This is a genomic window from Klebsiella pneumoniae subsp. pneumoniae HS11286, assembly GCF_000240185.1.
In the GTDB taxonomy this organism is placed as follows: Bacteria; Pseudomonadota; Gammaproteobacteria; order Enterobacterales; family Enterobacteriaceae; genus Klebsiella; species Klebsiella pneumoniae.
In genome coordinates this window covers 2,642,206-2,660,778 of the sequence record NC_016845.1, presented here as the reverse complement: position 1 = coordinate 2,660,778, position 18,573 = coordinate 2,642,206, and the positions used below count along the sequence as shown (strand labels likewise).

At 58.5% G+C, this 18,573-nt stretch carries 18 protein-coding genes and 2 other annotated features; of the genes, 16 read left to right on the top strand and 2 right to left on the bottom strand.

Annotation, left to right across the window (positions count from 1 at the left end; genetic code table 11):
* Positions 1-43: 43 nt before the first annotated feature.
* The gene (locus tag KPHS_26450; RefSeq protein YP_005226945.1) at positions 44-1,549 is read right to left on the bottom strand and encodes a putative pentose kinase; all 1,506 of its coding nucleotides are present in this window, start codon (positions 1,547-1,549) and stop codon (positions 44-46) included.
* Between the two features lie 53 nt (positions 1,550-1,602).
* A complete protein-coding gene (locus tag KPHS_26440; protein YP_005226944.1) occupies positions 1,603-2,352 on the bottom strand; it encodes a deoxyribose-phosphate aldolase in 750 nt (249 codons plus the stop codon).
* Positions 2,353-2,714: 362 nt separating this feature from the next.
* On the opposite strand from KPHS_26440, the gene KPHS_26430 reads away from it, so the two are divergent.
* From KPHS_26430 to KPHS_26280, 16 genes are all read left to right on the top strand, one after another.
* Positions 2,715-3,515, top strand: a complete 801-nt coding sequence (locus KPHS_26430; protein YP_005226943.1) for a DeoR transcriptional regulator — start codon at positions 2,715-2,717, stop codon at positions 3,513-3,515.
* A gap of 109 nt (positions 3,516-3,624) precedes the next feature.
* On the top strand, positions 3,625-4,314 hold the full coding sequence (locus KPHS_26420) for a putative ribulose-phosphate 3-epimerase (protein YP_005226942.1): 690 nt from the start codon (positions 3,625-3,627) through the stop codon (positions 4,312-4,314).
* Between the two features lie 11 nt (positions 4,315-4,325).
* The gene (locus tag KPHS_26410; protein YP_005226941.1) at positions 4,326-5,267 is read left to right on the top strand and encodes a ribokinase; all 942 of its coding nucleotides are present in this window, start codon (positions 4,326-4,328) and stop codon (positions 5,265-5,267) included.
* Positions 5,268-5,303: 36 nt separating this feature from the next.
* A complete protein-coding gene (locus KPHS_26400; RefSeq protein ID YP_005226940.1) occupies positions 5,304-5,576 on the top strand; it encodes a fucose permease in 273 nt (90 codons plus the stop codon).
* Positions 5,304-6,639, top strand: a sequence feature (potential frameshift: common BLAST hit: gi|152970250|ref|YP_001335359.1| fucose permease). (Overlaps the previous gene by 273 nt.)
* The gene (locus KPHS_26390; RefSeq protein YP_005226939.1) at positions 5,662-6,639 is read left to right on the top strand and encodes a fucose permease; all 978 of its coding nucleotides are present in this window, start codon (positions 5,662-5,664) and stop codon (positions 6,637-6,639) included. Its footprint overlaps the feature before it by 978 nt.
* Position 6,640: 1 nt before the next feature.
* Positions 6,641-7,030: a putative glyoxalase/bleomycin resistance protein/dioxygenase gene (locus KPHS_26380; protein YP_005226938.1), complete on the top strand. Its 390-nt coding sequence runs from the start codon at positions 6,641-6,643 to the stop codon at positions 7,028-7,030.
* Positions 7,031-7,278: 248 nt separating this feature from the next.
* Positions 7,279-8,835, top strand: a complete 1,557-nt coding sequence (locus KPHS_26370; RefSeq protein ID YP_005226937.1) for an AMP-dependent synthetase and ligase — start codon at positions 7,279-7,281, stop codon at positions 8,833-8,835.
* A complete protein-coding gene (locus KPHS_26360; protein YP_005226936.1) occupies positions 8,832-10,424 on the top strand; it encodes a bifunctional putative acetyl-CoA:acetoacetyl-CoA transferase: alpha subunit/beta subunit in 1,593 nt (530 codons plus the stop codon). The genes KPHS_26370 and KPHS_26360 overlap by 4 nt, the downstream gene beginning before the upstream one ends.
* A gap of 11 nt (positions 10,425-10,435) precedes the next feature.
* Positions 10,436-11,170 carry a 3-oxoacyl-(acyl-carrier-protein) reductase gene (locus tag KPHS_26350; protein YP_005226935.1) on the top strand — a complete coding sequence of 245 codons (735 nt, stop codon included), beginning with the start codon at positions 10,436-10,438 and terminating at the stop codon, positions 11,168-11,170.
* 11 nt (positions 11,171-11,181) lie between these two features.
* Positions 11,182-12,372 (top strand): putative acetyl-CoA acetyltransferase, encoded by a 1,191-nt coding sequence (locus tag KPHS_26340; protein ID YP_005226934.1) that lies wholly within the window; start codon positions 11,182-11,184, stop codon positions 12,370-12,372.
* A gap of 135 nt (positions 12,373-12,507) precedes the next feature.
* A complete protein-coding gene (locus tag KPHS_26330; RefSeq protein YP_005226933.1) occupies positions 12,508-12,858 on the top strand; it encodes a major facilitator family transporter in 351 nt (116 codons plus the stop codon).
* Positions 12,508-13,844, top strand: a sequence feature (potential frameshift: common BLAST hit: gi|238894737|ref|YP_002919471.1| major facilitator family transporter). It overlaps the preceding gene by 351 nt.
* Complete coding sequence (locus KPHS_26320; RefSeq protein ID YP_005226932.1) at positions 12,858-13,844, top strand: major facilitator family transporter; 987 nt, start codon at positions 12,858-12,860, stop codon at positions 13,842-13,844. Its footprint overlaps the feature before it by 987 nt. The genes KPHS_26330 and KPHS_26320 overlap by 1 nt, the downstream gene beginning before the upstream one ends.
* Positions 13,845-13,857: 13 nt before the next feature.
* A complete protein-coding gene (locus KPHS_26310) occupies positions 13,858-14,736 on the top strand; it encodes a putative gluconolactonase (RefSeq protein ID YP_005226931.1) in 879 nt (292 codons plus the stop codon).
* Between the two features lie 76 nt (positions 14,737-14,812).
* The gene (locus KPHS_26300) at positions 14,813-16,183 is read left to right on the top strand and encodes a putative general substrate transporter (RefSeq protein ID YP_005226930.1); all 1,371 of its coding nucleotides are present in this window, start codon (positions 14,813-14,815) and stop codon (positions 16,181-16,183) included.
* A gap of 13 nt (positions 16,184-16,196) precedes the next feature.
* Positions 16,197-17,372, top strand: coding sequence for a glycerate kinase (locus KPHS_26290; RefSeq protein YP_005226929.1), 1,176 nt, complete (start codon positions 16,197-16,199; stop codon positions 17,370-17,372).
* Positions 17,369-18,526: a putative sugar diacid utilization regulator gene (locus KPHS_26280; protein ID YP_005226928.1), complete on the top strand. Its 1,158-nt coding sequence runs from the start codon at positions 17,369-17,371 to the stop codon at positions 18,524-18,526. Before KPHS_26290 ends, KPHS_26280 begins: the two co-directional genes overlap by 4 nt.
* Positions 18,527-18,573: the final 47 nt, after the last annotated feature.

Below are 18,573 nucleotides of genomic sequence, written 5' to 3'. Positions count from 1 at the left end.
GCCTCTCTCTTTTTTACGGCACGTTACGGCTTACCTTTGCGTATCAGTCGGGTCCTACGCTGAGCGCATCCAGCCTGTCGTATAAGGCAGCGGATTGCCGGTACAGCGTATCAAAAAGCTCGCAGCAGGCGTGGTAATAATCCCGCAGACGGGGATCCGGTGAGATCAGTTTGTCGAACTGCACCGTTTGCCGCACGCCGCTGGCAAAATCGGCGTACAACCCTACGCCAACCCCGGCGATAATACCGCATCCGGTGACGCCATTCTCCTGATTACGCGTAGATAATATCGGCAGATTGTACGCCGCGGCTTTGATTTCAAGCCACAGCGAGCTGCGCGCGCCGCCGCCGGAAGCGATCATTTGTTGCGGATACTGCCCGCACTTCTGCAGCTGCCGAAGATTGCGCCAGGATGCAAAGGCCACCCCTTCCAGAACTGCGCGGAATAAATGACCGCGGCGATGCTTGCGCTGCAGGCCAAAAAACTGTGCCCGCGAGTTCGTGTGTTCGGCCAGACGTTCTCCCGTCAGATAGGGAAGAAACAGCAGCCCTTCTCCCCCCGCCGGCACCGCCGCCGCTTCCTGTAAAAGCTGTGGATGCGTAATCTGGTTATCGGCAAGTGCCAGCCGCGCCCAGCGAACGGCATCGCCGCCGGCGTCGAGGATCGTAAATCCGCCCCAGGCCGCGTTGGCAAGATGTAGATTATTAACCAGCGGATGGTGTAACGGCCGCGGCGACACCACCGTCATCAGCGTCGACGTGCCGGTTGAATCAGACGCCATCCCCGGTTCATACACACCCGAGCCCAGCAGAGAGGCCGCCATATCCGACGTCCCGGCAACCACCGGGATACCCGCCGGCAGGCCCGTCAGGTCGGCTGCGCGCTGCGTCACCTGGCCGATTATGTCGCTGGAAAGTTTAAGCTCCGGGAGCTGATCGACCCGCAGACCAAACGTTTCGCAGGCTTGCGAAGACCAGCTACGGGTTTCGCTGTCCATCAGGAAATAGCACGACGCTTCGCTATAATCGGTCGCCATGGCACCGGTCAGCATGAAATTAATATAGTCCTTCGGCATTAATACTTTGGCGAGCTGCGACCAGCGATCCGGATGATTTTCGCGCCACCAGGCTAACTTGAAAGCGGGCCATGCTGCCGCAGGCGGATTATTCAAATGCGCCAGCCACTTTTCCCAACCTTCGCGCGCGTTAAAGGCGTCAACTTGCGGCTGGCTGCGCTTATCATTCCACAGCAACGCCCTATCCTCCACCAGCTCGCCACGGTCGTCCAGAAGGACGGTGCCATGCATCTGTCCGCAAGCACCAATAACCGCAATCTGCGCTGCCGTTTCTGGATAGCGATAAAGCACCTCGCGTATACAGTCGCAGGCGGCCTGCCACCATAAAGACGGGGCCTGTTCTGACCAACCTGCACGCGGCGTGGTTTGCTCATACTCTCTTTGCGCAAAGCCGATCATCGCGCCGTCAATGCGCACAATAGCGGCGCGGGTACTGCCAGTGCCAACATCAATCGTGAGTATTTTATCTTTCATCACTAACTCCGGTGACGTCTTAAGGCGGGCCACCAGGCCCGCGGTCTCTCAGTTTAATCGGCGTTCAGCTCGGGAAAACGTTCCGGGTGCTGCTCCAGTTCAGCCAGCACCTTGGTTACCGCGCCATGGCTCATGCCAAAGCGGCGCACGCCAAGCTGGTACAGCGCACGCACCGTGGCCAGATCGCGAATGCCCCCGGCGCCTTTGATATCGATTCGGCCTTTAAGCTGGTCGGCGATGATGCTGACTTTTTCCACCGTGGCGCCGGTGGGCGCCCAGCCGGTAGAGGTTTTGACCCACTTCATCCCCACCTCTACGGCAATTTCGCACACGCGACGAATCTGCTCCTCATTAAGATAGTGCGTTTCAAGGATCACTTTGGCCGGTACCGGGGCGGCGGCTTCCACCACGCGGCGCAAATCTTCGCGCACATAGTCATAATCGCCGGAGAGCACTTTGCCGATATTCACGACCATATCCACTTCCCGAGCGCCGTCGGCAATCAGCTGCCGCACTTCCTGAACCTTGGTATCGGTGGTATGCCCACCGCCGGGAAAGCCGACCGGACCGCCAATCATCACCTCTCCCGTACCCTGCTGCGGCAGCAACGTACTGAGAAAGCGCGTCCAGCAAGGCAGTACGTGGACGGAAATAATGTTGTATCTGGCAGCCAGCTCGGCGCAGGCGCGAACATCCGCTTCGGTACTGGTGGCCTGAACTGCGCTCAGATCAACTAAACGTGCAAAACGACGGGTTGTTTCATTCATGGTCTTATCCTGTCCTTTGTTTTTAATTGCTTTCATTTAATGCTGATATTTGGCTTAAATCCATTTAAAAACGCATTAAATGAAAATAACGTGATCAAATTAGCATTTTTTTATTTTCATTTGTTTTTAATTAGCAGCAGGAAATAAGCGTTAACCTTGCAGAGCAGGCGTAATCGGGCATAAATGGGCGCAAAAGCAATCTTGCATTTATTTTTGTTTGTTTTTGTTTATGCCTGAATCACGGGCGAAATAGCGCAAACCGCTGACGGAAGTGAAGCGAAATGCGTGCGCTATCACAGTGTTCGGCTGCGGATAGCTTGCCTTCGTGGGACATTCCCGAGGTCTCAACGCTCTGCGCAAGGGAAAGGTAATCTGATTATGTACTTCAGGAGAGAGCTATGTTGCCGCTGGAACGTCATCGTTTGATTGTTGAACTGCTGGGCCAACACGGCGTCATGCGGGTAAATGAGATTGCGCAAGCGACTCGGGTCTCCAGGGAAACGATTCGCCGCGATCTGAGCGAGCTGGAACGCAAAGGGATCTTAACCCGAAGCCACGGTGGAGCGCTGGCGGCGGAAAATCCGCTGCCGGCGACCCGGGCGGCGGCATCCGCCCTGCCAGTTGAAGATAGCCAGGGAAGCTTTCAGCACAGAACGCTGCTGCACAGCGAAGGCAAAATGCGCGTGGCCCGTAAAGCACTGCAGTTTCTCCAACCGGGACAGACCATTGTCCTGGACGGGAGTAGCACCAGCTGGTTTTTGGCCCGGCAGATGCCGGAGATGGCGTTAACGGTGATTACGCCCTCCATTCGCATCTTACAAACTCTGATGAGCCGACGCTCGTTGCATCTCGTCGGGCTGGGGGGCGATTTCTCCCCGACCGAAGAGTCGTTCTTCGGGGAAACCGCCTCACGAACGCTACGCGAATATGCCATTGATACGCTCTTTTTCTCCTGCCAGGGGCTGGAGCGCGATAGCGGCTTGTATGCGGGTACGCAAGCCCACGCCGCCCTGCTGAAACAGATGCTGCTGGCCGCCCGTCAGACTGTGGCTTTGGTCGACGGCAGCAAGCTGGGGCGAACAGGCGTCGCGCGTATCGGCGGACTGGGCGAGCTGGACTGTCTGGTGACTGAAAGGTTTGTCGATCCGCTGCTGGAAAAAGAGATGACCTGGCATAACGTCAGCCTGCAAATCGCCTGAGTACGCCGTCATGACGTGACGGTTAATACGCGCAATGTCGAAACGCTGCTTACCGCGGCAGGGCCAGACTTTGCCTGAATTCAGCCACCACCGGAATAAATGAGGCCTTATGCGTTATTACCTTTCTCCCTCGCTGATGTGTATGGACATGATGAAGCTGACGGAACAGCTGCGCTTTCTAAACAGCAAAGCCGACAGGCTGCATGTCGACATCATGGACGGCCACTATGTCAAAAATCTGGCGTTGTCGGCCAGCTTTGTGGCGCAGATCCGTCCCTACACCTCGCTTCCTATCGATGTCCATCTGATGGTCGAAGCGCCCGCTTCGTTTATACCGGCGCTGTTAGACGCCGGCGCAGACGCCTTCTCACTGCATCCGGAGACCATCTGCCGCGAAGCGTTCCGGGTTATCAATATGCTTCGTCAGGCGGGGAAAGAGGTGGGAATGGTGCTCAATCCCGCCACACCGGTTGAGAGCATCCAGCACTATCTGCATCTGCTCGATAAGGTGACGGTGATGACCGTCGACCCAGGCTATGCCGGTCAGCCGTTTATTCCTGAAATGCTCGCCAAAATTACGCAGCTTCATCAGCTCAAAGAGACCGGCAGCCTCCGCTTCTTGCTGGAAGTCGATGGCTCCTGTAACCGCAACACCTACCGCGCGCTGCTGGGCGCCGGCGCACAGATATTAGTGATGGGCAGCAGCGGTTTATTCCGCGCTGATATGCCGCTCGAGCTGGCCTGGGAAACCATGTCCCGCGAACTGTCCGCCGCGCTGCACTCCCCCGAGCTGGTATAGAGGAGCGAATGATGTCAGGAAAAGTCTGTGTTTTTGGTTCATTCAATTTCGACATGGTCGCCAGGGTGGATCGCTTTCCGGTACCAGGTGAGTCGTTAGTGGCCTGCGGAAGTATGACCAGCGCCGGAGGTAAAGGGGCGAACCAGGCCACCGCCGCGCTAAAAGCGGGAGCAAATGTCCACTATATCGGCAAGATTGGCAATGACACCTTCGGCCATTTTGCCCGCCGTCATCTGAAAGGCGTGGGCTTCAATGCTGTGACGCTGCTGGTCGCCGAAGAGATCCCCACCGGCAATGCGCTGATTTATGTCGCCGGTAACGATGCCGAAAACATGATTGCCGTCGATCCCGGCGCGAATATGACGGTGACCGATGATGAAATCGCCGGCTGCATTCCCGCTATCGGCTGCGCGGATGTGGTTCTGGTTCAGCTGGAGAACAATCTTTCTGCTATTGAACAGGTCATAGACGCCGGCAAACAAGCCGGGGCCCTGGTAATACTTAATCCCGCGCCCTGGCAGCCCGTTGAGCACGCCCTTCTACGCAAAGTGGATTTACTTACACCGAACGCCACGGAGGCCGGGTTAATGACCGGACGCCGGGTTGACAGTCTGACGGCCGCGGCTGAGGCCGCCGACGTGTTACATGCTCAGGGCGCGCGCAACGTCATTATCACTCTCGGCGCCAGCGGCGCCCTGCTGAGCGAGCATGGGGTGAAATCCCCTATTCCCTGCTTTCCTTCTCACCCCCGAGACACTACCGGTGCGGGCGATGCCTTCAACGGCGCGCTGGCGGCGCGGCTGGCCTGCGGGGAACCGCTACAGGCCGCAGCCCGATTCGCGGCGGCCTATGCCGCCGTCAGTGTCGAAAAGCAAGGCGCCTCATCTTTACCTGAGTACCTGGAGGCACAGGAACGGCTTCTCCGTGCCGCCGCTGATTATGAAATGGCATAAACCCTACTGTATAAAAAACATTAAGAGGATAGCTCAATGAGTACGCTAATCACGGATAAGGTCGATAACGCAGCGGTCCAAAAAGAAAAACTGGACACCAGTGCGTATTTACCCCATACCCCCTGGCTGCAATTTTTACTGGTCTGTTGCCTGTTTGCGCTATGGGGGATGGCGGGCAACCTGAATGATATTTTGATCGCCCAGTTTAAAAAGGGCTTCGATTTAACGGATACCCAGACAGCGCTGGTGCAGTCGATTTTTTTCCTCGGCTACTTTTTTTGTCGCCCTGCCCGCGGCGGCGCTGATTAAGCGTTTTTCCTATAAAGCGGCGATTATTATTGGGCTGTGCCTGTACGCCCTCGGCTGCTTCCTGTTCGTTCCGGCCGCACAGATCATGACCTACGGCGCATTCCTCGCCTGCCTCGGAGTGATCGCCTGCGGACTCTCTTTTCTGGAAACGTCGGCAAACACCTACTCCAGCCTGCTGGGTCCGATTCAATCCTCCACCCAGCGTATTAACTTTTCGCAGATCTTCAACTCGCTGGGCGTGATCTCCGGCGTATTAATTGGCCAGCTGATGGTCTTTGGCGAAAACGATCCGAGTCATGAACAACTGCTGGCGATGCCCGCCGCCGCTGCAGACGTTGCACGCCATCAGATGGTTGGTCAGGTGGTCGGGCCCTATCTGATTATCGGCTCCGTACTGGTGGTGCTGGCGCTGGTGTTCGTGTTTATTAAATTCCCGTCGTGCAAGGGCGCGCCCGCTCAACAACAGCAACTCCCGACGGAAAGCATGGGGCCAACGCTGAAACGCCTGTTTGCTATCCCGCGCTTTCGCCTCGGGATCCTGTCGCAGTTTTTGTACGTCGGCGCCCAGGTTGGCGTATGGAGCTTCACGATTCGCTTTGTGCAGCTCGTGCAGCAAGGCACCAGCGAGCACTCCGCGACTTACTGGCTGCTGGCTTCTCTGGTGATTTACGCCGTGGGAAAAACCGTGGCCACCTGGTTGATGAACCGTCTGAATCCGGCGATGCTGCTCGGAACGTTTGCCCTGGCCGCCACCGCCCTGTTACTGATTGCCGTTTTCAGCGGTTCAATGCTGGCGGTCTATGCGCTCATTCTGGTCAGCTTCTGTATGGCGCCATGCTGGCCGACGAACTTTGGTCTGGTGATCAAAGGGATGGGGAAAGATACCCAGACCGCAGGCTCGATCGTGGTGATGTCGATTATCGGCGGGGCCGTAATTCCTCTGGTGATGGGCATTATCTCGGATATGAACGGCGGCAATATGCAAATCGCCTTTATCGCTCCGCTCCTGTGCTTTGTGTATGTCGCTTTCTACGGCTTCTGGTGCGTGCGTAAGGGGGTATAACATGCGCGAACTTATCAACACGATTGCTCATATTGGCTATCAGGTCAGTGACTTAACGCGTTCGCTTGCCTTCTATGAACCGCTGGGCTTTCAGCGCCAGCAGCGGTTTAGCAAGCCATCGCCACAGGGCACTATTGAAGTTGCGTTCCTGGAAATGGCGGGCGCCGTCCTCGAGCTGTATCAGCTTCCCGCTGGAACGCCCTTTGACGCCCCTCGCTGCGGTATCGATCATCTGGCGCTGGAAGTCAGCGACCTGGATGCGGTGCAGCAGCGGCTGGCGGCGCTCGGTTATCCGCTCGATGAAGGGCCGATAGAAGAAGACAACGTGCGCTTCCTGCTTATTCGCGGCCCCGATGGCGAACGGCTCGAGTTCGATGCCTGTAAACGCTAAGCGGCAGGGCTGACCCCTTCACTCTTTTAGGCCCGGTTAATACGGGTCTAAAAGATAGCGTCCTCTGGCATTATTCACGTCGGTTTGATTCGCGGATATCTCTCCCCCACCCGGTCTCTCCTGCCCATTGTGCAATGTTACAAAATTGCTTCTGTTTTGTTGATTTTCTATTGTGAGCCATTCGGCAATTTCCTCTCCTGAATTTCCCCAGACTACTCCTACTCAATACGCGATATCAGGAGAGACACATGAACAGCACCTCCGCCGACTTCCAGAATCTGTACCAGGCCCTGAGCCACAGCGCCGCCCGCAGCCCGGATGCCCTGGCGCTGGCGTTTGAGGATCGGCGCTATCTGTACCGCGATTTTCATCTGCGGGTACAGCGGGCGATGGCGCAGCTTGATCGCGGCTGGTCGCTGCGCAAAGGCGACCGTATTCTGCTGGCCTGGGGCAATCACCCCGCTTTTTGCGAAGTCCTTTTTGCCGCGCTGGGTTTGGGCATCGAAGTGGTGCCTTTCAGCACCAAGCTTAAGCAGGCCGAAAGCGAGGCGCTGGTAGGCCATATCGCTCCCCAGGTTGTCCTGTTCGATGCGACCGTACAGGACTGGCTGAAAAACACCCCTGACGCGCGTGCGGTTTCACTCAGCGAATGGCAGGCGCTCTGCCTTCCCGAACCGCTGACCCGCCCGCCGGTCCCGGTTAACCGCGACGATACGGCGGTGATGATGTTCACCTCCGGCACCACCGGAGAGCCTAAAGGGGCGATTATCACCCACAATAACCTGCTCTGCGCGATTGACGCCTATACGCAAAAACTGAATCTCACCGCCGCGGATAGCACCATTCTGGCGGTGCCTATCTATCACATCACCGGCCTGTCGGCGCTGCTGGCGCTGTTTATTAGCCTCGGCGCGAGCATCTGGCTGCAGCATCGGTTCAATGCCCCGCAGGTGATCACCACCCTGCGCGAGCAGAACATTACCTTTCTGCACGGCTCGCCCACCATTTTTATCCTTCTTTGTCAGGCTGCGCGTGAGCAGAGCGCCAGCCATCCCGGCGATTTTCCGGCATTGCGCACGATTGCCTGCGGCGCGGGCCACCTGAGCGATGGACTGATCAAGGAGTTAAAAACCCTGTTCCCGCATACCGCGATTCAGCCGATCTACGGCCTCACCGAAACGACCTCGCCTGCGACGATTTTTCCGGGCGACGTCTGGGGCAGCGATAAATGCGGCAGTTCAGGTCAGGCGATCCCGGGTCTCGCCATTACCATCCGCAACGATCGCCAGCAGCCCCTCCCCGCCGGACAAATCGGCCATATCTGGCTAAAAGGCGATGTGGTGATCCGCGAATACTGGCAGCACAGCGAGCGACGCCCGAGCTGCGATGCGCAGGGCTGGTTTTGTACCGGCGATCTGGGCTATCTCGACGACGAAGGCTGGCTGTACATCAAAGACCGCAGCAAGGACATGATCAATCGCGGCGGCGAGAAAATTTACTCACTGGAGCTGGAAAACATTCTCTCTACCTATCGGGGAGTACGGGAAGTTGCCGTCATCCCGACCCCCAGCCCGGTCTACGGCGAAGAGCCCGTGGCGTTTATCGTGCCGGATGGCCAGCATCACCTGACCAGCGAAGAGATCCTCGACTGGCTGAAGGTCAAAATCGCCCGTTTTAAGCTACCGGCGCGCATTATTTTCACCCGTGCTTTACCGCGTACCCACAACGGCAAAGTGAGCAAACAGCAGCTCAAAACGCGTCTCGCAGAATCCATCATCACGCTATCAACGGAGGATAAAAAGTGAGCAGCAAATTTATCGACGCCCATGAGGCGGCGCGGTGGGTCGCCAGCGGCGACACCGTCTGCACCGTCGGGATGACGCTTATCGGCGCGGCGGAGTCCATTTTAAGCGCCATCGAAGCGCGCTTTCTGACCACGGGCGAACCGCGTGACCTGACGCTACTGCATGCCGCGGGGCAAAGCGATCGCCAGCGCGGTATCCAGCACTTTGCCCATCCGGGTATGGTGACCCGCCTTATCGGTTCGCACTGGGGCCTGGCGCCGCGCTGGATGGCGATGATCAACAACAACGAAGTGGAAGCCTGGTGCCTGCCGCAGGGGCAGATCGTTCATCTCTATAGCGCGATGGCCGCCGGACTGCCGGGGCGGCTTTCTCCCGTCGGTCTCGGTACCTTTGTCGATCCGCGCATAGAGGGCGGAAGGATGAACGCCCGCACCCGCGAACGACCCAATCTGATCGAGCACGTCACGTTTCGCGGCGACGAATATCTGTTTTATCCGGCTCTTCCTCTGGACGTGGTCATTGTGCGCGGCACCCATGCTGATGAAGACGGCAACCTCACGACCGATGAAGAGGTGATGAAGCTGGAAGTCCTGCACGCCGTTCTCGCCGCCAGACGCTACGGGGCGAAGGTGCTGGCGCAGGTGAAATATCGCGTAGCGAAAGGCTCGCTGCATCCGAAAAGCATCACCGTTCCCGGCAACCTGATCGACGCCATTGTGGTGTGCGAAGAGCCGCAGACGGATCACCGCCAGACTTCAAGCTGGGCCTTCGACCCAGCGCTGTGCGGCGATATCCAGCTGCCCGCCGCGCAAAATGCGCCGCTGCCGCTGGACCTGCGCAAGCTTATCGGGCGGATTGCCTGCCGCTATCTGACCCCCGGCTGCGTCATCAATCTCGGCACCGGTATTCCCAATGACGTGATTGGCGCCATCATTCACGAGGAACAGCTCGGGGAGCAGGTCACCATCACCGTCGAGTCAGGGATCTACGGCGGGCAGCAGGCGGGTGGCGTGGATTTCGGTATCGGCCGTAATCTGAGCGCGATGATTAGCCACCAGGATCAAATGCTCTACTACAACGGCGCAGGGGTCGACATCACCTTTATGGGCGCCGGCGAGATGGACCCGCACGGGCACGTCAATGCCACACGGCTCGGCGCATCCTGCCCCGGCGCGGGCGGTTTTATCGATATCACCCAGAATGCCCGCCACGTCGTGTTCTGCTCCTCTTTTACCGCCAAGGGGCTGGAGATCGCCTGTGAACACGGGGCGCTGCATATCCGCCGCGAAGGCGAAGTGCGTAAATTCGTCGCCGGGGTAAACCAGATTTCTTACAACGGCGAACTGGCCCGCGCCAAAGGACAAACCATGCATTACGTCACCGAACGGGCGGTTTTCGAACTGCGCCCGGAAGGACCGGTGCTGACGGAAATCGCCCCCGGCATCGATCTTGAGCGCGACATCCTGGCGCATATGGATTTTCATCCGGCGATCGCCGCGGATCTTCAGGTTATGGACAGCCGATTGTTCGCCCCGCCGCCCTGCGGTCTCGCGGAACATCTGTCCCGGAATTCATCCTCTGACTCATAAGGAACGTTGCTATGAAACTTGCCAGTAAAACCGCCATTGTCACCGGCGCCGCACGCGGTATCGGCTTTGGCATTGCCCAGGTGCTTGCGCGGGAAGGCGCGCGAGTGATTATCGCCGATCGTGATGCACACGGCGAAGCCGCCGCCGCTTCCCTGCGCGAATCGGGCGCACAGGCGCTGTTTATCAGCTGCAATATCGCTGAAAAAACGCAGGTCGAAGCCCTGTTTTCCCAGGCCGAAGAGGCGTTTGGCCCGGTAGACATTCTGGTGAATAACGCCGGAATCAACCGCGACGCCATGCTGCACAAATTAACGGAAGCGGACTGGGACACGGTTATCGACGTTAATCTGAAAGGCACTTTCCTCTGTATGCAGCAGGCCGCTATCCGCATGCGCGAGCGCGGTGCGGGCCGCATTATCAATATCGCTTCCGCCAGCTGGCTTGGCAACGTCGGGCAAACCAACTATTCGGCGTCAAAAGCCGGCGTGGTGGGAATGACCAAAACCGCCTGCCGCGAACTGGCGAAAAAAGGTGTCACGGTGAATGCCATCTGCCCGGGCTTTATCGATACCGACATGACGCGCGGCGTACCGGAAAACGTCTGGCAAATCATGATCAGCAAAATTCCCGCGGGTTACGCCGGCGAGGCGAAAGACGTCGGCGAGTGCGTGGCGTTTCTGGCGTCCGATGGCGCGCGCTATATCAATGGTGAAGTGATTAACGTCGGCGGCGGCATGGTGCTGTAAGGAGAAAAACAATGACCCAGGCTAATGATATTGTGATTGTCAGCGGCGTCCGTACCGCTATTGGCACGTTTAACGGCAGTCTTAAACATACCCATCAGCATGACCTTGGGGCCGCCGTCATTCGCGAAGCGATCGCCCGCGCCGGGATTGCGCCGCAGGATATCGACGAAACGATCGTCGGCAACGTCGGGCAAATCGCCGAAAGCGGTTTTATCGCCCGCATCTGCCAACTGCGCGCGGGGATCCCGCAGGAGAGCACCGCCTATTCCGTTAACCGCCAGTGTGGTTCCGGACTTCAGGCCCTGGCGGACGGCATGATGCAGCTGCAAAGCGGCCAGGCCGAGGTGGTCGTCGCCTGCGGCACTGAAAATATGACCCAGCTGCCCTACTACCTGCGTAAAGCGCGCGATGGCTATCGCATGGGCCATGGCGAGCTGGAAGATGGCCTGATCTCCATTCTCACCTGGCCGGAAGGCCCTTATCACAACGGCATCACCGCGGAAAACGTCGCGCAACGCTTCGGTATTACCCGCGAAGCGATGGACGATTTTGCCTGGTCGAGCCAGCAGAAGGCGCTGAAGGCGATCGCGGAGGGTCGCTTTCGCGAGCAGATCCTGGCCCTTGAGGTGCCGGACGGCAAAAAAGCGACCCGCCTGTTTGCGACCGATGAACACCCGCGCGACACCCCGCGTGAAAAGCTCGCCACGCTGCGTCCGGCGTTTAAAGCCGACGGCGTGGTGACGGCGGCCAACTCATCGGGCATTAACGACGGCGCGGCGGCGCTGGTGATGATGACCCGCCAGCAGGCGGAAAAACGCGGCTTAACCCCGCGCATGCGCATTCGCGGCTGGGCGGTCGCCGGCTGCGGGGCGGAGATTATGGGGTTTGGTCCCTCTCCCGCCACCCGACGCCTGATGGACCGTCTCAATATAGATGTGCAGTCCATTGATTTAATTGAACTCAATGAGGCTTTCGCCGCTCAGGCGCTGGCGGTGATGAACGATCTGCGTCTCGACCCGGCCCGCGTTAACGTCAACGGCGGCGCGATCGCTCTCGGCCACCCGGTAGGCGCCAGCGGTGCGATCCTGCCTGTCAAACTGATGTATGAAATGGCGCGCAGCGGCGCACGCACTGGTCTGGTCACCATGTGCATCGGCGGCGGCCAGGGGATTTCTATGCTGTTCGAGCGCGAAGGCGCTTAGCAAAAGACGGCCCGAAGTGGGGCTTCGGGCCGGGCGTCGTTCGGGTCAGCACCCGGCGACAACCTGTGAGCTGACGAACGGGATCGTCTCGATCCCGGCAAGGCTTCTGACCACGAATACGGGGAAATAATAACCATGTCCGCAATAAATGAAAAGGCGGTAAACGGGACGCAGCTGCAACGCACCCATAAAAAAATCTACCGCCATTTGATGCCGCTGCTTATCGTGGCGTACATCATCAGCTTTATTGATCGTACCAATATTGGCATGGCGAAAGCGACCATGTCGGTGGATATCGGCCTTTCCGCAACCGCATTCGGCCTCGGGGCCGGGTTGTTTTTTCTCACCTACGCAGTGCTGGAGATCCCCAGTAACCTGTTTCTCACCCGGATTGGCGCACGGCGCTGGATAGCTCGCATCATGATTACCTGGGGCATCCTCTCCTGCGGTATGGCGTTTGTCACCGGGCCTACGTCCTTTACGTGATGCGCCTTCTGCTCGGCGCCGCCGAAGCGGGACTCTATCCGGGCATTATTTACTACCTCACCCTCTGGTTTGGCCGCGAAGAGCGCGCAAAAGCCACCGGCCTGTTCCTGCTGGGGGTCTGTCTGGCCAATATTATCGGCGCGCCGCTGGGCGGATTGTTATTAAGCCTTGATGGCATGTCCGGCTGGCACGGCTGGCAGTGGATGTTCTTTATCGAAGGGCTGCCTGCGATAGCGCTGGCGTTCGTCGTCTGGCGCAGACTGCCGGATAAACCAGCCGACGCCCGCTGGCTGGACAGCGACGATGTGCAAGCCATTAACGCGGTACTGGCGAAAGAAGCCGAGGAAACGCGCCATACGCCGAGCCGTTTCTCCCTGAAAACCGCGCTGTCCACCCGAGTGTTTTTGTTGCTGGTGCTGATTTACTTTACCCACCAGTTTTCGGTTTACGGCCTGAGTTATTTCCTGCCGGGGATCATCGGTAGCTGGGGCCAGCTTACTCCGCTGCAGGTTGGTCTGCTGACCGCCATCCCGTGGATTGCCGCCGCCGCGGGTGGGATCCTGCTGCCGCGATTCGCCCGCACGGAACAGCGTTCCCGCAGCATGCTGATGGCCGGATATCTGGTCATGGCGACCGGCATGGCGATTGGCGCCATTGCCGGCCACGGTGTGGCGCTGCTTGGCTTCTCGCTGGCCGCTTTCATGTTCTTCGCTATGCAATCCATCATCTTTAACTGGCTCCCATCCATCATGAGCGGGCATATGCTGGCGGGCAGCTTCGGCCTGCTCAACTGCCTCGGGCTGTGCGGGGGCTTTCTCGGGCCGTTTATTCTCGGCGCGTTTGAGGACCGCACCGGTGCGGCAACGTCCGGCTTATGGTTCGCTGTCGCGCTACTGATTATCGGCGCGCTGGTGTCCCTGTTTCTCAAAAGTTCCTCATCCCCAGGCTCCGTATCGGCGAAACAGGCCCACGGCGAAAAAGTGTAATCAGGAGGCCATTATGCGTATTGAAGTGTTACTGGATTTAAAAACCCGACTCGGCGAAAGCCCGGTCTGGGATGTCGAACAGCAGCGTCTTTGGTGGGTGGACAGCCTCGACGGGCGCCTGTTCGCCTGCAACGCGCAGGGCGGCGCGATCAAGAGCTGGGACGTGCGACAGAAAATTGGCTCTTTCGCCCTGCGCCAGAACGGCGAAGGCGCGGTGGTGGCGCTGCAGAATGGCGTTCATCTGCTCGACTTCGCCAGCGGCGAGCTGACGCTGTTGCACCATCCGGAAGCGGACCGACCCTTTAACCGGCTCAACGACGGCAAAGTCGATCGTCAGGGACGCTTTCTGTTCGGGTCAATGGATATGCGCGAAGAGGAACCGAGCGGCGCGCTATATCGCCTGGACCCCGATCTGTCCCTGCACGTGCTGAAGAAAGACATTATCGTCTCTAACGCCCCCTGCTGGAGCCCCTCCGGCGAGACCTTCTATTTTGCCGATACCTGGACGGGCGAAATCTGCGCCTGGGACTACAACACCGCGACCGGCGATCTTTCCGGCGAACGGGTCTTTTGCCATGTCGATCGCAGCGAAGGCGGCGCGGCGGACGGCGCCACCGTGGACAGCGAAGGCTATCTGTGGAACGCGCTGGTCTACGCGGGCAAGCTGGTGCGCTATACCCCGGAGGGCAAGGTCGATCGCATCATTGAGATGCCGGTGAAAAAAGTGACCAGCGTGATGTTCGGCGGCGAAAACCTTGATGTGCTGTACGTCACCTCCATGGCGCAGCCGCCCCTGCCGCGCTTCCCGGAAGATAATCAGCTGCGCGGCAGCCTGTTCGCCATTTACGACCTGGGCGTGACCGGCGTAGCGGAACGGCGCTTCGCCGGCTAAACGAATCACCGGCTCGCCGCGATAACAATAATACCCGGCGAACTGACTCTGACCCTGACACCAGGCGGCGCGCATCATGCTGTCGCGACGCCGCGGAGTAAACACGACTATGACAACAATCAATCACACACCTGCCGGTGAACAACGTGGCAAAAAGCGGCTGATACATCGCTTCTCCTGGGTTTCGCTACTGGTTTGCTGGCTAATCTGGGTGCTTAACGCCTACGATCGCGAGATGATCCTGCGCCTTGGCCCGGTCATCTCTAAGGAGTTCTCGCTCTCGCCGGAACAGTGGGGCAATATCGTCGCCCTGATCATGGTAGCCCTTGCGGTGCTGGATATTCCCGGCTCCATCTGGAGCGATCGCTACGGGTCTGGCTGGAAACGAGCGCGCTTTCAGGTACCGCTGGTGCTGGGCTATACCGCGCTGTCTTTTATTTCCGGGATTAAAGCGATCAGCCACGGGCTGACGGCCTTTGTGCTGCTGCGCGTGGGCGTCAACCTTGGGGCCGGCTGGGGCGAACCCGTCGGCGTCAGCAACACCGCGGAGTGGTGGCCGAAAGAGAAGCGCGGTTTTGCGCTGGGGGTGCATCATACCGGCTATCCGATTGGCGCGCTGCTGAGCGGCGTGGTGGCAAGCCTGGTGCTTGCCACGTTTGGCGAAGGCAGCTGGCGCTACTGCTTCCTGCTGGCGCTGCTCGTCGCCATCCCGCTAATGATCTTCTGGGCAAAATATTCTACCGCCGACCGCATCAACACGCTTTATCAGCATATCGACAGCCAGGGGTTGACGCGCCCGGCGACGCAGGAAAGCAGCCATGTCGCCAAAGGCGAAGGGATGAAGACCTTTTTACGCACCCTGCGCAACCGCAATATTTCGCTGACGGCGGGCAATACCCTGCTGACGCAAATCGTCTATATGGGCATTAACGTTGTACTGCCCCCGTATCTTTATCACGTCTCCGGCCTGTCGCTGGCGGCGTCCGCCGGGCTGAGTATTATCTTCACGCTTACCGGTACCCTGGGTCAGGTAATCTGGCCCTGGCTGTCGGATAGCTTTGGCCGTAAACGAACCCTGATCGTCTGCGGTCTGTGGATGAGTATCGGCATTGCGCTGTTCTATTTCGCCACCAATATGCCGCGCCTTATCGCCATTCAGCTATTTTTTGGCCTGGTGGCCAACGCCGTGTGGCCTATCTACTACGCCATGGCGTCGGACTCCGCCGAAGAACGCGCCACCTCTACCGCTAACGGAATTATCACCACGGCGATGTTTATCGGCGGCGGCATTTCGCCATTGCTTATGGGCTGGCTCATTCAGTTTGGCGGCGGCTGGGAAAATCCAGCGGGTTATATCTACGCCTTCTTTACCATGGCGGGATGTGCGCTGCTGGGGATGTTATTACAGCTCATGACCACCGATAAAACGCCGCGCAAAGCGCATTAACGCAGGAGAACGTATGAAGATTGTTATCGCGCTGGATTCGTTTAAAGGTAGCTGTAGCGCGCAGGCCGCTTGCGCAGCGGTAGCCCAGGGATTGCGCCGGGTTGACCAGACGCTGGAGCTGGTCGAAATGCCCGTGTCCGACGGCGGAGAGGGACTGCTGTCGACTCTGGCGGATAGTCCGTTGCTTAAGGGGGCGGTGTGGCAACAGCAGCGCTGTACCTCGCCTTATGGCTTCTACCTGCAGGCGGATTTCCTGATCCTGCCCGGCGAGCGGGCCATTATCGAGATGGCGCAAAGCTGTGGGCTCGAACTCACGCCGCCAGCGCAGCGGGATGTGCGTCAGGCCAGCAGCTACGGGCTGGGCGAACAGGTAAAGGCGGCGCTGGACGCCGGGTGTCGGCATTTGATTATCGGCCTGGGCGGCAGCGCGACCAACGATGGCGGCATCGGTTTTGCCCAGGCGCTCGGCGCACGATTCTGGCGTAAGGACGGCACCCTGCTGCCGGCTCCCGCGGCAGGTCAGGACCTGGCGCATATTCAGCGCATCGATTTGAGCGGTCTGGACCCGCGTCTACAGCAAAGCGAAATACAGGCCTCCTGCGATGTCACTAACCCTCTGCTTGGCGAGCATGGCGCCACCTGGGTGTATGGGGCGCAGAAAGGCGCGGACGAGGCGGCGCTCTGCGAGCTGGAGGCGGGAATGGCGCATTATAGCCAGCTGCTTACGCAAACCCTCGGATTCGACGTCAGCGGACGGCCCGGCGCCGGGGCCGCGGGCGGTATGGGGGCTGCGCTTATCGCCTATACCGGCGCCACGCTGCGTCCGGGCATTGACCTGGTGCTGGAGCTGCTTAACGCCGACGACCATCTTCGCGATGCCGCGCTGACGATCGTGGGTGAAGGCTGGCTCGATCGGCAGAGCGCCTTTGGTAAGGCCCCGGTGGGCGTGGCAGGCAAAGCCGCACGCCATGGCGTGCCGGTTGTGGCCCTTTGCGGCGGGCGTGATGAGAGCAGCCGGCAATTATATCAACACCATATTGACGCAATGTGGTCTATTTGCCAGCGCCCTATGGCGCTGGCAGAGTCGATGAACACATGCGAACCGCTCCTCGCCGACGCCGCGGAGAATGTTCTACGAACCTTTCTGAGCGGGTGGCACGGAGAGGCACATAAGCGGATAACTGTATGATTATTACAACAGCGCTGGCTAATGAAATTGTCGCCCGGGCAATGGCGATAATTCATCATAACGTGAATGTCATTGACCATCATGGACAGATCATTGCCTCAGGTGAACGGCATCGTATCGGCGAACAGCATGAAGTCGCCCGGGAGGTAATACGCACCGGGAAACGCATTTGTATTAACAACGCCGCGGAAGCCGCGCGTTTTCACAACGTGCATCCTGGTATTAATCATCCCATTATCTATGACGATCGCGTGGTGATGGTGGTAGGCATCAGCGGCGATCCCGCGGCGATAAGCCGCTATGCTGAACTGGCGGTGCTCACCGCCGAACTGCTGGTCCGCCAGGCCATAGAGATGCGGGAAACCAACTGGCGGCAACGTCTGCGTGACACCTTGTTTTGTCAGTATCTGGAACAAGGGGCTACGCCCGCCGGGCAAGAAGCGCTTCATCGCCTGCTGGAACTTGGTTTCGATTTTGATACACCGCGGGTTCCGATCGTAGTGACCGTGCAGGTCGAACAGCATCAGTTAAGCGACATACTGAGTACGCTGTTGCGGGAATTCTCGCAGCTCTCCGGCGTAAGTGACGTTATTTTGCTGGGCAGCCATGAAATATTGATCCTCAACGCGCTAAGCGAAGCCCAGGAAACTCTGCTGCGGGGCATTGAGTTTGTACTGAGTAATCAGATAAGCCATTACCATATCGGGATTGGCGTGCAGGCGGACAGCGCCCCGGACATTCGCGAGGCCATTCGGTTCGCCCGCTCGGTGATCGAAGTGGGTAGCAAAGTGCAGCCGCAGCGGCAGATCTACTACTTTCGCGAAATGGCAATGCTCTGCCTGTTCAGGGTGCTGGAAGACAGCTATATGGTCAATTTTTTTATCAATAACGTACGCCAGCTGCTTGAGCATGATTCCGGCGAAGTGCTGCTGGATACCCTGAGCAGCTTTATTGCCAATAATGCCGAACCGGGCAAAACGTCGCTGCTGTTGGGGATTCATCGTAATACGCTCACCTATCGGCTGCAGCAAATTAAAAAGCATATACAGCTCGATCCGATGGTCTTCACCGACCTGACGCAGCTGGCGGTGTCGGTACACTGTTATCGCCGGCTGAATCCGCGCCAGAGCGAATGGATTGATAGCTTAAGCTAACGTACGGTAGATTCGAATTGATGCCCCATCCGCCAGGATAAGTGGCC

What these genes read in the sequence shown, in the direction of transcription:
- KPHS_26330 (YP_005226933.1), top strand. Translation starts at nt 12,508, where the DNA reads ATGTCCGCAATAAATGAAAAGGCGGTAAACGGGACGCAGCTGCAACGC.
- KPHS_26340 (YP_005226934.1), top strand. Translation starts at nt 11,182, where the DNA reads ATGACCCAGGCTAATGATATTGTGATTGTCAGCGGCGTCCGTACCGCT.
- KPHS_26310 (YP_005226931.1), top strand. Translation starts at nt 13,858, where the DNA reads ATGCGTATTGAAGTGTTACTGGATTTAAAAACCCGACTCGGCGAAAGC.
- KPHS_26300 (YP_005226930.1), top strand. Translation starts at nt 14,813, where the DNA reads ATGCTGTCGCGACGCCGCGGAGTAAACACGACTATGACAACAATCAAT.
- KPHS_26370 (YP_005226937.1), top strand. Translation starts at nt 7,279, where the DNA reads ATGAACAGCACCTCCGCCGACTTCCAGAATCTGTACCAGGCCCTGAGC.
- KPHS_26320 (YP_005226932.1), top strand. Translation starts at nt 12,858, where the DNA reads ATGCGCCTTCTGCTCGGCGCCGCCGAAGCGGGACTCTATCCGGGCATT.
- KPHS_26420 (YP_005226942.1), top strand. Translation starts at nt 3,625, where the DNA reads ATGCGTTATTACCTTTCTCCCTCGCTGATGTGTATGGACATGATGAAG.
- KPHS_26380 (YP_005226938.1), top strand. Translation starts at nt 6,641, where the DNA reads ATGCGCGAACTTATCAACACGATTGCTCATATTGGCTATCAGGTCAGT.
- KPHS_26400 (YP_005226940.1), top strand. Translation starts at nt 5,304, where the DNA reads ATGAGTACGCTAATCACGGATAAGGTCGATAACGCAGCGGTCCAAAAA.
- KPHS_26390 (YP_005226939.1), top strand. Translation starts at nt 5,662, where the DNA reads ATGACCTACGGCGCATTCCTCGCCTGCCTCGGAGTGATCGCCTGCGGA.
- KPHS_26450 (YP_005226945.1), bottom strand. Translation starts at nt 1,549, where the DNA reads ATGAAAGATAAAATACTCACGATTGATGTTGGCACTGGCAGTACCCGC.
- KPHS_26350 (YP_005226935.1), top strand. Translation starts at nt 10,436, where the DNA reads ATGAAACTTGCCAGTAAAACCGCCATTGTCACCGGCGCCGCACGCGGT.
- KPHS_26290 (YP_005226929.1), top strand. Translation starts at nt 16,197, where the DNA reads ATGAAGATTGTTATCGCGCTGGATTCGTTTAAAGGTAGCTGTAGCGCG.
- KPHS_26280 (YP_005226928.1), top strand. Translation starts at nt 17,369, where the DNA reads ATGATTATTACAACAGCGCTGGCTAATGAAATTGTCGCCCGGGCAATG.
- KPHS_26430 (YP_005226943.1), top strand. Translation starts at nt 2,715, where the DNA reads ATGTTGCCGCTGGAACGTCATCGTTTGATTGTTGAACTGCTGGGCCAA.
- KPHS_26440 (YP_005226944.1), bottom strand. Translation starts at nt 2,352, where the DNA reads ATGAAAGCAATTAAAAACAAAGGACAGGATAAGACCATGAATGAAACA.
- KPHS_26410 (YP_005226941.1), top strand. Translation starts at nt 4,326, where the DNA reads ATGTCAGGAAAAGTCTGTGTTTTTGGTTCATTCAATTTCGACATGGTC.